Origin of the sequence: Gilvimarinus gilvus (assembly GCF_030518155.1) — a bacterium.
Classification (GTDB): domain Bacteria; phylum Pseudomonadota; class Gammaproteobacteria; order Pseudomonadales; family Cellvibrionaceae; genus Gilvimarinus; species Gilvimarinus gilvus.
Map to the genome: position 1 here is coordinate 154934 of NZ_JAULRU010000797.1, position 13978 is coordinate 168911.

Consider the following 13978-nt stretch of genomic DNA (forward strand, 5'->3'; position numbering starts at 1 on the left):
CCTCAAACTAGCCCTGCGCGAGCAATTCGCGCAAATCAATAATGGCCGCGTTGGCACGCGAGATATAAGAAGCCATAACCAGCGAATGATTTGCCAACACTCCAAAACCACTGCCATTTAAAATCATTGGGCTATAAATCCGATGCTGAGTAGCTTCCAGTTCACGAATAATTTGGCGCAAGCTAATCAGGGCATTTTTCTTTTGCAACACATCAGCAAAATCATGCTCAACCGCCCGCAAAAAGTGAATCAATGCCCAGGCCGAGCCTCTGGCCTCAAAGTATATATCGTCTATTTCCAGCCATGGAGTTTTTACAAACCCTTCTCCGGGGGTTGGCGTCGCTTGGCTGGCACCGGCCTCTCCGGCTAAATCCGTATTGATGCGTTGTTGGCCAACACTGGCACTCAAACGCTGGGATAAATTACCCAGACGCGTTTCTACGGTCGCCAACCAGTAGCGCAAATTATCCGCTCGGGCGTAGAATTGCGCGTCTTTTTCGGCGGGGTCTGCCAACCGTTGCAAGTAGTTATTGAGGTGTTTTACGCCTTCACTGTACTGGCGCTCGGTGGGGGGGAATAACCAGCTGTCATTATTAAAATTAAAGCGCGACTCGGCCGTAGCTAAGTCTTTATCTTCCAGCGACTGCGATTGCGATCGACTAAACGCTTCACGCATAGCCTTGCTCATATCCCGGACTTGAATAATCACTCCATATTCCCAGTTGGGCATATTATCCAGCCACAAACTCGGCGGCGTAACATCATTACTTAAATAGCCACCGGGTTTTTGCAACAGGGTATCGGCAACGGTTATCAGGCTAACGGTGGTCGCAGCACCGACCACCGTTGTGCGATCCTGGCTCGCCAGTATCGCCTCTGTGCGCGCTGCAACATTAAACAAAGATGGCGTAAAGCTCCAGTAACAGCCAAGAACAATCAACAACACGAGCAGCAGTACAATCGGCAATGGCAACCAGCGCCAGAGCGACGCCTCACCGCTCGCTTCGCCCGACTCAGCGGCCGACTTACGAACAGTGAGTTTCTGCCATTGCCGCCTAATACTTTCCATCGCCATAAGACCCCCTTAGGTCTGTAAACTCTGATTAATGATGATGCTGATGATCGTCACCATCAAAAATACTTTGCACTGGTAGTTTAATGATTTGCACAGAGTCATCACTGTAGGTAAGTTGCAACTCGACGTGCTGGCCGCTGCGCACGGCCGGATTAAGATCAAACAGCATCATATGCCACCCCCCTGGCGCCAACGTCACCGTCTGTCGGCTCGGCAAGGGTAATGCATCTTCACGACGCATTTTCATCACCCCATCACTATGGGTGTGCGAATGAATCTCTACTTTAGACGCGCAGGAGCACGATACCGATGCAAGTGTCAGCGACTCCCCTTCATTCTGCAGTACCATAAAGGCCGCAGCCCTAGTTTGCCCCGGCACCGGTAATTGCACGTATCCGTCGCTCACGGAAACCGATTCGCTCCCAACTGCCGTCATCGACCAGCAGCAAACCACCCATAAAAGTAAACGAACATATTTCAAAAAGTACTCTCCTTCGGCAATCACAACGGCGGCAACAGCTCAATTCGGGCAGGTGAGCCCACTTGTATGTCCCCACGCAATAAATAACCCGGTACCGCCTTGCGCATAGTTTGGTACAGCCAGCGCCCTTGTGCATCCGTAGCAGCTACAATCAAAACCATATGATTGTTCGCGCGCGCAGACTGCGCTAACTCTGCGAGCTGCTGTTTCACCTCATCACTGCGGCTGTTGAGCAATGCCCGATCTAATATATATGCATTCTCCGCCTCCGGGCGAGGCTCAGGTTTCGCCAGTGACTCTCTTTGCTGCGCCACCAATGTCTGTACTGCAGTGTCATCGGGCATAATTTGCGACGCTCGATTGAGGTACATTTGAGCGTCATCAAAGTAGCTGCGTTGAGCGGCGTTTCGCGCCATGTCCAAATATCGCAACACGATTGCCTGAAGCCCCAAAACCGCCTCGGCGTTGTCAGGGTCCATTATAAGAACCGACGCATAACGATCATAGGCATTGTCATAACCGGGTTTTAATAACCTATCCCGAGCAAGCGCACGCTCTGCGGCGAACAGCAATTGTTGAATATGTCGGTTGCGTTTTTCCTGTGCGCTTAGTTCGGGCTCGACCACAACCGCTTCGGCCGTGGTCGGTTTGGGCTCTGTCGTTGTGCACCCAACCAAACACCCAGCCAACAACACCCCAAGAAGCCAGTACTTACTCACCACAATGTCCCACCACCTATAATCAAAATCAACGACAAGTTTATCGTGTTCGCGAAAGCTAGGGCAATCGAACCCACAGCGGGAACCATAGTACCGTTAATAGTGTCCCAACGGTGGCTAAAGCATTTGTAAAGCCAGGCATATGCCGCCAAAATACGTTATCCACTCATCAATGTTGAAACCCCATGCGCAAAATACCCGGCCTTGGCCTGATACTGCTACTTGCCCTCTGCTTTCAGCCGTTATCAGCTGCGGCCACTGAAACACTCCTTATGGCGCCGAGTAGCAACGGTGAATCATCTCCTGCACTGGGTGTAGGGCTCGACAAGACAGATGAGAATGAAGAGTTTTTACCTGTCGCCGAAGCGTACCTGTTATCTGCTTGGGTCAGAGACAATGAGCTTGTCATTCACTGGGACATCGAGCCTGGCTATTACCTATACCAGGAGCAATTTAAACTATCTCTGGGCGATGGCAGCGCACTGGAGCCAACCTTCTCCAGCAGTGTCGATAAATTCGATGAATATTTCGAAAAAAATATGGCGGTCCACTACACCACTGCCACCCTAACTCTGCCGCTGAAAGCAACAGCGCAACCGTTCGCACTGAAGGTGCGGTCACAGGGGTGCGCCGAAGCAGGTCTTTGCTATCCGCCACACGACGAGTACTTGGCAATCAACCCCGCCCAGGGTGTGGCCGAGATAATAGAAAAGCAAGACTTTACATCGGCATCATTGTCCACAACGGCAAACGCAGATGAGCGTTTGTTCGTTACCGTCTTGTTGTTCGCCTTGCTGGGCGGTGCGATATTGAACCTAATGCCCTGTGTGTTTCCAGTTCTATCGATAAAGGTGCTGAGCTTAGCCGGTGCCGACCGCTCTCGCCTGGCGTTGCACGGCTGGGCTTATACGCTTGGCATCGTGTTAAGCTTCACCGGTTTTGCGGTAGCCTTGTTAGCGGCTAAAGCGGGCGGAGAAGCCATTGGCTGGGGCTTTCAATTGCAGTCACCCCTGCTGGTAGCCAGCCTGGCATACCTCTTTCTAGTTATGGGACTGCTGTTGTCGGGCGTACTCAATATTGGCGGCAACTGGATGGGTCTCGGGCAACGCTTTACTGAATCGGGAGGGCTGACCAGTTCATTTTTCACGGGAGTACTGGCCGCCGTTGTTGCCAGCCCCTGCACCGCTCCTTTTATGGGTGTGGCCCTGGGGTATGCGCTGACTCAGCCAGCCGCCGTGGCGTTAACTGTGTTTGTGGCTCTGGGGTTTGGCATGGCATTGCCGCTGTTACTGCTGTGTTATTTCCCCTACCTGATTCGCCATCTACCCCGCCCAGGGCATTGGATGGACGTACTAAAGCAAGCTCTCGCATTCCCACTATACCTCACTGCGATTTGGCTGGTATGGGTACTGGGCCGCCAGCTAGGCAGCGACGCGGTCGCCATATTGTTACTGGGTCTAATCTCTTTTGCATTCGGCCTGTGGTTGCGCCAGCACCGCCCCGCCCACAGAGTCGCACGCGGCGCCCTGCAATTATCGTCTCTCGCAGCGCTAATTGCGGCAATAGCTATTCCGTTTGTAGGCCTGACAAGCTCCTCAGAGCCTTCGCGCTGGCAACCCTACAGCGATGAACTGCTGCAACAATTGCGCGACGACAACCAGCCCGTGTTTGTCAATTTTACCGCCGACTGGTGTATAACCTGCCTTGCCAACGAGCGCGTCACCCTTAGCACCCGAGAAGTAGAAGAGGCATTTGACCGACTCGACATTGCCACGCTAAAGGGCGACTGGACCAACCGTGATTCGAAAATCACCCAAGTACTCGAATCCTATGGCCGCAGCGGTGTTCCATTATACTTGTGGTTTGCACCGAACCAATCTGGCCCGGGCAAAATTCTTCCGCAAATACTGCGCAAGGAGCATCTAAAAGAAATATTCTCTCAACTTGAAGACAATTAGTCACACTTTCTTCGAATTTATCACCTTAATTAACCAATTTCTCCAACTTTGATACTAAGATGTAGAGAATAAGACGGATTCTGGCTCGAACGTGCAGGAATGAAGCGCCTCAAATCTCAATCTTGCGGCACACTTAAGACAAAAAGTATTCAAACGGTCGCTAACGTGTTGACATTGTCGGCGAATTAGAGAAAAAGGCCGCTTTTGCATGGACAGAGCCTTTATTTTACGGCACACTCGCGGCCTGAGCCTCAAATAAAGTGGGCGGCGAGCCTCCAAAGGCATCAAATTCACTCGGTGAACACTCAAGGGAGTCAAGCATGGCGAGCATTCTGGTGCTGCACGGCCCAAACCTAAACTTGCTGGGTACCCGTGAACCCGGCCATTATGGTGCCAATACTCTTGAAGATATAAATGCCACCCTGACCGAGCAATGTCACCGCTTTGGGCACCACTGTATGAGCCTGCAAAGCAACGCAGAGTACGAGCTTATAGAGCGTATTCACGAAGCTCGCTCCGAAGGCGTTGACTTTATAATTTTCAATCCCGCAGCTTTCACCCACACCAGTGTCGCGCTGCGCGATGCACTGCTAGCCGTTGCCATACCGTTTATTGAGGTGCATCTATCCAATGTCTATAAACGCGAAGCGTTTCGGCATACGTCTTACTTTTCTGATATTGCCGAGGGCGTCATTTGCGGCCTCGGCGCTGAGGGCTATCAACTGGCATTAACCGCTGCCATGTCGCGCCTAGAAAACTAAACCAACTACATTAAAGTGACACCCGAAAAAAGAGAGGGTCCAATGGACATTCGTAAAATTAAAAAACTGATCGAACTTCTTGAAGAATCCGATATCGGCGAACTGGAAATTAAAGAAGGCGAAGAGAGTGTGCGCATCAGTCGCAACTCTGGCAACGTCGCAATAAGCGCGCCGCCTGTCTACGCACCAGCTCCGGCTCCCGCACCAGCTCCGGCTCCTGCTGCCGAGCCTGCCGCCGAGCCCAGCAGCGAAGCCGCCGCACCGTCGGGCCACTTGGTGAAATCACCCATGGTCGGCACCTTTTACCGCTCACCAAGCCCGGGCTCACCAACCTTTGTTGAAGTTGGCAAGCACGTCAAAGCGGGTGATGTTATCTGCATCGTTGAAGCCATGAAAATGATGAACCAAATCGAGGCGGACAAATCCGGCGTTATCGAAGCCATTTTGGTAGAAGACGGCGAGCCTGTGGAATTCGACCAACCTCTGGTAACCATCGTCTAAGCACTTAACCGCTCCTAACAACTATATAAGTGCCGAGAGATTTCGAGGAATTGGTTTATGTTTGAAAAAATTCTGATCGCAAACCGGGGCGAAATAGCGCTTCGTATTTTGCGCGCCTGTAAAGAGATGGGCATCAAAACAGTGGCGGTGCACTCTCAGGTCGACCGCGACCTGAAACACGTGCGTCTGGCAGACGAATCTGTGTGCATAGGGCCAAACCCTTCACCGCAGAGCTACCTTAACATCCCCGCCATTATCAGCGCGATGGAAGTAACCGACTCGGTTGCCGTCCACCCAGGTTACGGCTTCTTAGCCGAAAATGCCGACTTTGCCGAGCAAGTGCAAAAAAGTGGATTTGTTTTTATCGGCCCAGACCCACACGTAATTCGCACCATGGGCGACAAGGTCGCCGCGATTGCCGCTATGAAACTAGCTGGCGTGCCTACGGTACCGGGCTCGGACGGGCCGCTGCCTACCGACGACCGCGAAAAATGTCAGGACATTGCGCGGCGCGTCGGATACCCGATTATTATTAAAGCGGCCGCCGGCGGTGGTGGTCGGGGTATGCGAGTTGTCCACACCGAAGCGTCACTCATGAGCTCAATCCATATCACGCAAAGCGAAGCCAAGGGCGCGTTCGGTGACGATACAGTGTACATGGAGAAATTCCTGCAAAATCCACGTCACGTGGAAATTCAGGTACTGTCCGACGGTCAGGGCAACGCCATCCATTTAGGTGACCGAGACTGCTCATTGCAGCGTCGCCACCAAAAAGTTTTGGAAGAGGCTCCGGCGCCGGGCATTCCCGAAGATGTACGCCAATCTACAGCACAGGCCTGCGTACAGGCTTGCATTGATATCGGCTATAAAGGGGCGGGCACATTTGAATTTTTGTACGAAAACGGCGGCTTTTACTTTATTGAGATGAACACCCGGGTTCAGGTTGAGCATCCGGTTTCCGAAATGGTGACTGGCGTTGATATCATTAAAGAGCAAATTCGCGTTTGCGCCGGCGAGAAACTGTCTCTCACCCAAGACGACATTGTGATTCGCGGCCACTCTTTTGAGTGTCGTATCAACGCTGAAGACCCAAAGACGTTTATGCCCTGCCCTGGCACCATCAAAAACTTCCACCCTCCCGGCGGGTTCGGTGTTCGCGTCGACTCACACCTGTACAGCGGCTACACCGTACCGCCAAACTATGATTCTATGATCGCCAAGATCATCACCCATGGTGAAGACAGGGAAATTGCCTTAAACCGAATGCGTAACGCCCTGGATGAAACCATCATCGACGGCATTCGTACCAATATACCTTTACAGCAGCGGCTGGTCCGAGACACCGCCTTCCGTGAAGGTGGTGTAAACATTCACTACCTTGAAAAGAAGCTGGAAAGCTAACCCTGAGCCCGGCTTATCGCCGGGCTATCAGTAAGCAATATTCTATGCCTTGGCTGCAACTTAAATTAACAGCGAACCGCAGTGGCACCGCCTCCATCGAATACGCTTTGATGAAAATCGGTGCCGTTTCGGTGACACTCGAAGACAATGCCGATCAGCCCATTTTAGAGCCCGCGCTGGGGGAGACCCCCCTGTGGGATCAAGTCAAAATAACGGGGCTTTTCGACGCTAATATAGACACGGCAGCTATCGCCACGTCTCTACAGCAACGCCTAAGCCAGCCACTTACGCACCTGCAGTGGGAACAATTAGAGGATAAGGACTGGGAGCGGGAGTGGATGAGCAACTTCCACCCCATCTGTTGCGGCGAAAGGTTGTGGATTTGCCCGAGCTGGTGTGCACCGCCACAACCCACCAAAGTCAATATTTTGCTGGACCCCGGTCTCGCCTTTGGCACCGGCACTCACCCAACAACATTCCTATGTATGCAATGGCTAGACAAGCAGCTTCTAGATGATCTGGAATTGATTGACTACGGTTGTGGCTCAGGCATATTAGGGATAGCGGCACTTAAGCTTGGGGCACGCCGCGTCATAGGTGTCGATATCGACCCACAAGCACTGATCGCCACCGCCGATAACGCCCAGCGCAACCAGCTTGCCGATAATGCCATGCCTGTTTTCTTACCGGACAATGCACCGGAAGCTAGTGCCGATATTGTGCTAGCAAATATTTTGGCCGGACCACTGGCCGAATTGGCACCCATCCTGACCAATCTAACGCGGCCCGGTGGCAAGCTGTGCCTTTCCGGTATACTGGACGTCCAAGCACAAGCTGTTATGGACGCCTATGCCAAGGACTTTGATTTTGAACCTATTGCACAAAAGGAAGAATGGGTTCGCTTGGTTGGCCGTAAAATTCGCTAGTATAACGACATTGACGACCTTTTAAGGTCCCACTTCGACTCAAACAAGGACAGAACCAGCCCCATGGCCGAGATGGTGACCCGCTGCCCCGAGTGCAGCACATCTTTTCGCATCACCCATGCGCAGATTCAAAAAGCGCGTGGAGCGGTTCGCTGCGGCTCTTGCCTGCACATATTCAACGCTCAAAAACACCTAATCGAAGGCAAACCCGTCACCAAAAAAGCGCGCGCGCCTCAAGCCGCAGCGGCTCAATCTAAAACGGCAACGAGCGCTCCTCAACAAGAGAATCTGGATATCGGCTCTCCTACACCCAGCGAGCATCAAACAGCAAAGCTGGACACGCAAACTTCCGATCAGGCCAGCCCGGGCGGCGGACTTAAGTTCGATCAAAGCCAAATTGATCGCGAAAGTGAAATATCTGACGATCAACTGATCAGCGACAATATGCACAAAGGCGCTGAAGAAGACAGTGAACTATTTTTTATCGAAGAGCAGCGTGCCGGCCACTCCCTGTTCGAGCGCAAGCTTGACAAACACAACGAAGAATTTATCGATGAAACCGATGAATCCTGGGCGGAGAATCTGCTGGATGATGACCCACAAGCCGATGCCAGCCCGAATGATGAGCCGCTAAAATCAACCTTTGAAAACCCCTTAAGCATCGTCGGCAATGACGAAATAGACGCACCTACTAATGAAGAACACAACTCGCCTTATTCCCAAGAAGTAATAACGACGCCCGTCAAACATGAACAGAGAAAGCATAGCCTAAAGCGGAAATCAGCAGCTGCAGATTCAAATGATGCTGACACAGATTACGCCACGAAGCGTTCAGCACCGGCAAACTCCGAGCAACCTCAGGCAACGCGCGCCGCAAAGAATCCGCCACAGCCAAAATTTCACCTCACCAATGAAGATGAAAACGAAGAATACAGCGAAAAGCTGACCGCATTTGACCCAAATCGCAGTGCCATGCTGTTTAATATCGACCCCGAACCTGTCGAGATGGCTGGCGTAAGCACCCGACAATGGAAAAAGCGTCTCGCTTGGGGAGGAGCGAGTGTTTTGGCGGTGCTTGTACTAATAATCCAGATAGCCTGGCTGCAGTTTGACCGGTTTAGTCGAGCTGAACCATACCGTCAATATTACAGCCAGGCTTGCAACCTACTGGGCTGCACAGTGCCAGCACTGAGCGATAATAAACGCATTCGCACATTCAACCTGGTGGTTCGCAACCACCCGGAACAGGCCGAGGCTTTAGCCGTGGACGCCATTGTGCTTAACGGAGCCCCTTTTGAGCAAACCTACCCCGATTTAGAGCTCACTTTTACCGACATCAACAACAAGCCCGTGGCGTCAAGAGTCTTCACGCCGCAAGAATATTTGAAGGGTGAGCTCGCAGGCAGCAAGATTATGCCCACGAACCAGCCTATACACCTGTCGCTGGAGCTGGCCGACCCAGGCGAAAGCGCCGTGAATTACCGGCTAGACATACGTTAGTCTGCTCATAAGTCAAGGGTTATTTCGGCTAAAAAAAAGCCAATCTGTGCGATTTCTGCGTTCCCAACCGGGTTACAAAAAGGTATCATAGCTCCCCCTTTTTGACCGGCCATGCCGGAATTAAAACCACCAAACCAGAGTTAAACCCAAGCGGTCGGCAAGGTAATTGACAGTGTTTCATATTGGCCCTTATCAATTCGACTCTAAGGTGATTCTGGCGCCAATGGCCGGAGTTACCGATCGACCGTTTCGTCAGCTTTGCCGTCGTATGGGAGCAGGTTTAGTGGTATCGGAAATGGTCACCTCAGACACCACTTTATGGCACAGCCGTAAAAGTAAAATGAGGCTCGACCACCGGGGGGAAGCTGGTCCAATCTGTGTGCAGATAGCCGGAGGTGACCCGCAAATGATGGCTGAGGCTGCTCGCTTGAACGTCCTTAATGGCGCGCAGATAATCGACATCAACATGGGCTGCCCGGCTAAGAAAGTCTGTAAAAAAGCTGCGGGCTCAGCACTATTGAAAGACGAAAAGTTAGTGGCGGATATTCTCGACGCTGTGGTTAGTGCGGTAGAGGTGCCCGTTACGCTAAAAATACGCACAGGATGGAGCCCTGAGCAACGCAACGCTTTACGCATTGCCCAAATTGCTCAGGATGCGGGCATTGCCGCTCTTGCTGTTCACGGTCGTACCCGCGCTTGCCGCTTCGAAGGCAACGCCGAGTACGACACTATAGCCGAGGTCGTTGCTCACAGTACCATTCCCGTGTTTTGCAATGGCGATATCGACAATGTCGATAAAGCAGCGCAGGTATTGCGCCTTACCGGTGCCCACGCGGTCATGATAGGACGTGCGGCTCAGGGTCGACCATGGATTTTTCGGCAAATAGACCATTACCTGCGTACTGGTGAACGTTTGCCGGCCCCCGCCCTGCTGGAAGTCAGGGATATTTTATTAAGCCATCTCACCGAGCTGGCAGAGTTTTATGGCCCTGTTATGGGGCCAAGAATCGCACGTAAGCACCTGGGCTGGTACCTCAAAACACTGCCGGATACAGGTGATTTTCGCGCCAGATTTAATCGATTGGCAACGACACTAGATCAACATGCCAGCGTTCGTAGTTTTTTCGAACCGCTGATAGAACGAGAGGAAAAAGCGGCATGAATTCAGCTGAAACTTTTATTACAGATGCACCTATCACCCCCCAGGAGCAAGTGGCACAACCTGCACAGGGTCAGTCCCTTCGAGGTAGCGTTGAGCAGGCCATGGAAAATTATTTCCAGCACCTGGACGGTCAATCGGTTAGCAATGTCTATGACATGGTGCTGGCCGAAGTTGAAGCGCCGCTTTTAGAAGTTGTACTCAAATACACTCGCCACAATCAAACTCGCGCAGCACAAGTGCTGGGACTGAACCGTGGCACATTGCGTAAGAAACTCAAACAGTACGGCTTGCTGTAAGCTACTGCCTGCCGAGTATGGGAATGGGGTGGTCTTGACCACCCTTTTTATTTTAACCGGACTGATTACACAGCGTTGACCGGACACTCAGCTCGCTCAAGTACAACAGAGCAACCTACCTTTGTGGCCCCGGCCAGTGATACGTAAGCAGACCACAGTAACGGGAATGCGTACCCCCATGACCAACCCTACCGACCTCGCGCCGGTTAAGCGCGCGCTTATCAGCGTTTCAGACAAAACCGGAATTGTTGATTTTGCCACAGCCTTGCATCAGCAAGGTGTCGAAATTCTATCCACAGGCGGCACCTTTCGCCTACTCAAAGACAGTGGTATTCCTGCCGTGGAAGTTTCCGACTACACCGGTTTCCCGGAAATGATGGACGGTCGTGTTAAGACCTTACACCCCAAAGTTCACGGCGGCATTTTAGCGCGCCGCGGCCAGGATGATGCGGTAATGCAAGAGCACGGTATCGGCGGTATCGATATGGTTGTGGTTAACCTATACCCGTTTGAAAATACCGTTGCCAATCCCGAATGCTCGCTGACCGACGCCATTGAAAACATCGATATTGGCGGCCCGACTATGGTTCGTGCCGCAGCGAAAAATCATGCGTTTGTGAACATTGTTGTCAATGCCTCTGACTACGCAACCATTCTTGCGGAGCTGGCAACCAATAACGGCTCAACAACTTATAAAACTCGTTTTGATTTGGCCATTAAAGCTTACGAACATACTGCAGCTTACGACGGCGCTATTGCCAACTACTTTGGCCGAATGGTTGAAGGTGGTAACGAAGATTTTCCTCGTACTTTCAACAGCCAATTCCAACAGGTACAAACGTTGCGCTATGGTGAGAATTCTCATCAGAAAAGTGCGTTCTATATCGAAAAGAGTCCGGCCGCAGGTACTATCGCCACCTCAAGACAACTACAGGGCAAGGAGCTATCGTACAACAATATTGCCGATACCGATGCCGCACTCGAAACCGTAAAGCTGTTTGACACGCCGGCCTGCGTTATTGTTAAACACGCAAACCCCTGCGGTGTCGCAACTGCGGATAACTTACTGACCGCTTACCAGCGAGCTTTTGCGACCGATCCAGAGTCCGCCTTTGGTGGCATCATCGCGTTTAATCGACCATTAGACGCCGCTACTGCAAAGGCTATTGTCGATCAGCAGTTTGTCGAGGTTATCATCGCACCAAGCATTGCAGCTGATGCGGTGGGGGTAGTTAGCGCCAAGAAAAATGTGCGACTGCTCGAATGTGGTGAATGGGGCACTGCACTCAGTGACTTTGACTACAAACGCGTTGCCGGTGGCCTCTTGGTGCAGGATCGCGACAATGGCACCGTTACCGAGTCGGACCTGAAAGTGGTAACCAAACAAGTACCGAGTGAAGCGCAAATGCGCGACCTACTGTTTACCTGGAAGGTCGCCAAAATGGTGAAATCCAACGCTATTGTGTACGGCAAAGATGGCGCGACCATTGGCGTAGGAGCCGGCCAAATGAGCCGGGTAAACTCCGCGCGAATTGCCGGCATTAAAGCCGAACACGCAGGCCTCGAAGTGCCGGGGTCGGTAATGGCATCCGACGCTTTCTTTCCGTTTCGCGACGGAATTGATAATGCCGCGGCCGCAGGCATAGCCGCGGTTATACAGCCGGGCGGCTCGATGCGTGACGACGAGGTAATCGCCGCCGCGGATGAGCACGGCATCGCCATGGTCTTTACCGGCATGCGTCATTTCCGACACTAGAACGGGTAACGGGCGACGGTACACGCGCAACGCAATCGTCCCCGATTAACGTAAACCAAAATTCTGGAGGATCGGCAGAACGCCGGAACGCACCCCGTTCCCCGTTCCCCGTGTACCAAAAAATGAATATTCTGATTATTGGCGGCGGTGGCCGCGAACATGCATTGGCCTGGAAAGCGGCGCAAAGTAAGCAAGTGGATACTGTCTATTTAGCGCCCGGCAATGCTGGCACGGCCTTAGACGACAAGTTAAAAAATGTCGAAATTAACGTCGGTGAATTTGAAAAACTCGCTGCGTTTGCTAAAGCTGAACAGTGTGAGCTGACCATTGTTGGCCCAGAGGTGCCTCTGGTTGACGGTATCGTCGACTATTTCGCGGAGCAAGGGTTATCTTGCTTTGGGCCCAGTAAAGGTGCAGCGCAACTAGAAGGCTCTAAGGCATTCACCAAAGATTTCTTGGATCGTCAAAAAATCCCCACTGCGGATTACGAAAAATTCACCGAAGTGGAGCCCGCTCTCGCCTACCTACGAGAAAAAGGTGCGCCAATTGTGGTTAAAGCCGATGGTCTTGCTGCGGGTAAAGGCGTTATTGTGGCCGAAACGCTGCAGCAAGCAGAAGACGCGGTCCGTGATATGCTTTCAGGCAACGCCTTTGGCGACGCTGGCTGCCGGGTTGTCATAGAGGAGTTCCTCACCGGGGAAGAAGCCAGTTTTATCGTGATGGTCGACGGTACCAACATTCTGCCGATGGCCACCAGTCAAGACCACAAACGCGCGGGCGAAGGCGACACTGGCCCCAACACCGGAGGTATGGGTGCATACTCCCCGGCACCGGTTGTTACCGAAACCGTCAACCAGCGTATTATGGACGAAGTGATTCGCCCAACCGTTGAAGGTATGGCCGCCGAAGGCAACCGTTACACGGGTTTTCTCTACGCGGGCTTGATGATTTCAGAGGACGGTGCGCCGAAAGTTATCGAGTACAACTGTCGCTTTGGTGACCCCGAAACTCAGCCCATCATGCTGCGGCTTAAATCCGACTTGGTCGAGCTTTGTCTGGCCGCGACGCGCGGGGAACTGGACAAGGTAACCGCTGAGTGGGATGAGCGAGCCAGTGTTGGTGTAGTTCTTGCCGCTGGCGGCTATCCCGGCGCCTACAACAAGGGCGATGAAATCAGTGGGTTGCCCGAGCTGGAAATTGATGGGGAGAAGGTATTCCACGCTGGTACTGCCGACCAAGACGGCAAAGTCGTCACCAATGGAGGCCGAGTACTTTGTGCTACCGCGCTGGGCAACAGTGTAAGCGAGGCGCAGGCACGCGCTTACCAATTAGCTGATAAAATTCAGTGGCGAGATGTTTATCTGCGTCGCGATATAGCCTACCGTGCTATTGCTCGCGAACAGGCTCAATAAGTTCTTGTCTTAAACTTGCAGCTACGCTAG

General features: G+C 52.4%; 13 protein-coding genes. 10 read left to right on the forward strand and 3 right to left on the reverse strand.

Annotation, left to right across the window (positions count from 1 at the left end):
* Positions 1–7: 7 nt before the first annotated feature.
* From QWI17_RS20855 to QWI17_RS20865, 3 genes are read right to left on the reverse strand one after another with little or no spacing between them, the layout of a single operon-like run.
* On the reverse strand, positions 8–1069 hold the full coding sequence (locus QWI17_RS20855) for a DUF2333 family protein (RefSeq protein ID WP_302724593.1): 1062 nt from the start codon (positions 1067–1069) through the stop codon (positions 8–10).
* A 34-nt stretch (positions 1070–1103) separates the two neighbouring features.
* Positions 1104–1556, reverse strand: a complete 453-nt coding sequence (locus tag QWI17_RS20860; RefSeq protein ID WP_302724457.1) for a copper chaperone PCu(A)C — start codon at positions 1554–1556, stop codon at positions 1104–1106.
* Positions 1557–1576: 20 nt separating this feature from the next.
* Positions 1577–2275: a hypothetical protein gene (locus tag QWI17_RS20865; RefSeq protein ID WP_302724458.1), complete on the reverse strand. Its 699-nt coding sequence runs from the start codon at positions 2273–2275 to the stop codon at positions 1577–1579.
* A gap of 185 nt (positions 2276–2460) precedes the next feature.
* On the opposite strand from QWI17_RS20865, the gene QWI17_RS20870 reads away from it, so the two are divergent.
* The 10 genes from QWI17_RS20870 (at position 2461) to purD (ending at position 13948) form a co-directional block, all read left to right on the forward strand.
* Positions 2461–4233: a protein-disulfide reductase DsbD family protein gene (locus QWI17_RS20870; protein WP_302724459.1), complete on the forward strand. Its 1773-nt coding sequence runs from the start codon at positions 2461–2463 to the stop codon at positions 4231–4233.
* A gap of 320 nt (positions 4234–4553) precedes the next feature.
* Positions 4554–4994, forward strand: coding sequence for a type II 3-dehydroquinate dehydratase (aroQ, locus tag QWI17_RS20875; RefSeq protein ID WP_302724460.1), 441 nt, complete (start codon positions 4554–4556; stop codon positions 4992–4994).
* A gap of 42 nt (positions 4995–5036) precedes the next feature.
* Positions 5037–5495, forward strand: a complete 459-nt coding sequence (gene accB / locus QWI17_RS20880) for an acetyl-CoA carboxylase biotin carboxyl carrier protein (protein ID WP_302724461.1) — start codon at positions 5037–5039, stop codon at positions 5493–5495.
* Positions 5496–5552: 57 nt separating this feature from the next.
* Positions 5553–6896: an acetyl-CoA carboxylase biotin carboxylase subunit gene (gene accC, locus QWI17_RS20885; RefSeq protein ID WP_302724462.1), complete on the forward strand. Its 1344-nt coding sequence runs from the start codon at positions 5553–5555 to the stop codon at positions 6894–6896.
* Between the two features lie 44 nt (positions 6897–6940).
* Positions 6941–7822, forward strand: coding sequence for a 50S ribosomal protein L11 methyltransferase (prmA, locus tag QWI17_RS20890; protein WP_302724463.1), 882 nt, complete (start codon positions 6941–6943; stop codon positions 7820–7822).
* Positions 7823–7885: 63 nt separating this feature from the next.
* Positions 7886–9322, forward strand: a complete 1437-nt coding sequence (locus QWI17_RS20895) for a DUF3426 domain-containing protein (protein ID WP_302724464.1) — start codon at positions 7886–7888, stop codon at positions 9320–9322.
* Between the two features lie 172 nt (positions 9323–9494).
* Entirely contained in the window at positions 9495–10484 is a 990-nt protein-coding gene (dusB, locus tag QWI17_RS20900) for a tRNA dihydrouridine synthase DusB (RefSeq protein ID WP_441294600.1), read from the forward strand.
* Positions 10481–10780 (forward strand): DNA-binding transcriptional regulator Fis, encoded by a 300-nt coding sequence (fis, locus tag QWI17_RS20905; protein WP_302724466.1) that lies wholly within the window; start codon positions 10481–10483, stop codon positions 10778–10780. Before dusB ends, fis begins: the two co-directional genes overlap by 4 nt.
* A gap of 178 nt (positions 10781–10958) precedes the next feature.
* Positions 10959–12536: a bifunctional phosphoribosylaminoimidazolecarboxamide formyltransferase/IMP cyclohydrolase gene (gene purH / locus QWI17_RS20910; protein WP_302724594.1), complete on the forward strand. Its 1578-nt coding sequence runs from the start codon at positions 10959–10961 to the stop codon at positions 12534–12536.
* Between the two features lie 122 nt (positions 12537–12658).
* Entirely contained in the window at positions 12659–13948 is a 1290-nt protein-coding gene (purD, locus tag QWI17_RS20915) for a phosphoribosylamine--glycine ligase (RefSeq protein WP_302724467.1), read from the forward strand.
* Positions 13949–13978: the final 30 nt, after the last annotated feature.

Bases quoted from the DNA above. Each gene is read 5' to 3' on its own strand.
- QWI17_RS20855 (WP_302724593.1), bottom strand. From the start codon at position 1,069: ATGGAAAGTATTAGGCGGCAATGGCAGAAACTCACTGTTCGTAAGTCG.
- QWI17_RS20870 (WP_302724459.1), top strand. From the start codon at position 2,461: ATGCGCAAAATACCCGGCCTTGGCCTGATACTGCTACTTGCCCTCTGC.
- aroQ (WP_302724460.1), top strand. From the start codon at position 4,554: ATGGCGAGCATTCTGGTGCTGCACGGCCCAAACCTAAACTTGCTGGGT.
- accB (WP_302724461.1), top strand. From the start codon at position 5,037: ATGGACATTCGTAAAATTAAAAAACTGATCGAACTTCTTGAAGAATCC.
- accC (WP_302724462.1), top strand. From the start codon at position 5,553: ATGTTTGAAAAAATTCTGATCGCAAACCGGGGCGAAATAGCGCTTCGT.
- prmA (WP_302724463.1), top strand. From the start codon at position 6,941: ATGCCTTGGCTGCAACTTAAATTAACAGCGAACCGCAGTGGCACCGCC.
- QWI17_RS20895 (WP_302724464.1), top strand. From the start codon at position 7,886: ATGGCCGAGATGGTGACCCGCTGCCCCGAGTGCAGCACATCTTTTCGC.
- fis (WP_302724466.1), top strand. From the start codon at position 10,481: ATGAATTCAGCTGAAACTTTTATTACAGATGCACCTATCACCCCCCAG.
- purH (WP_302724594.1), top strand. From the start codon at position 10,959: ATGACCAACCCTACCGACCTCGCGCCGGTTAAGCGCGCGCTTATCAGC.
- purD (WP_302724467.1), top strand. From the start codon at position 12,659: ATGAATATTCTGATTATTGGCGGCGGTGGCCGCGAACATGCATTGGCC.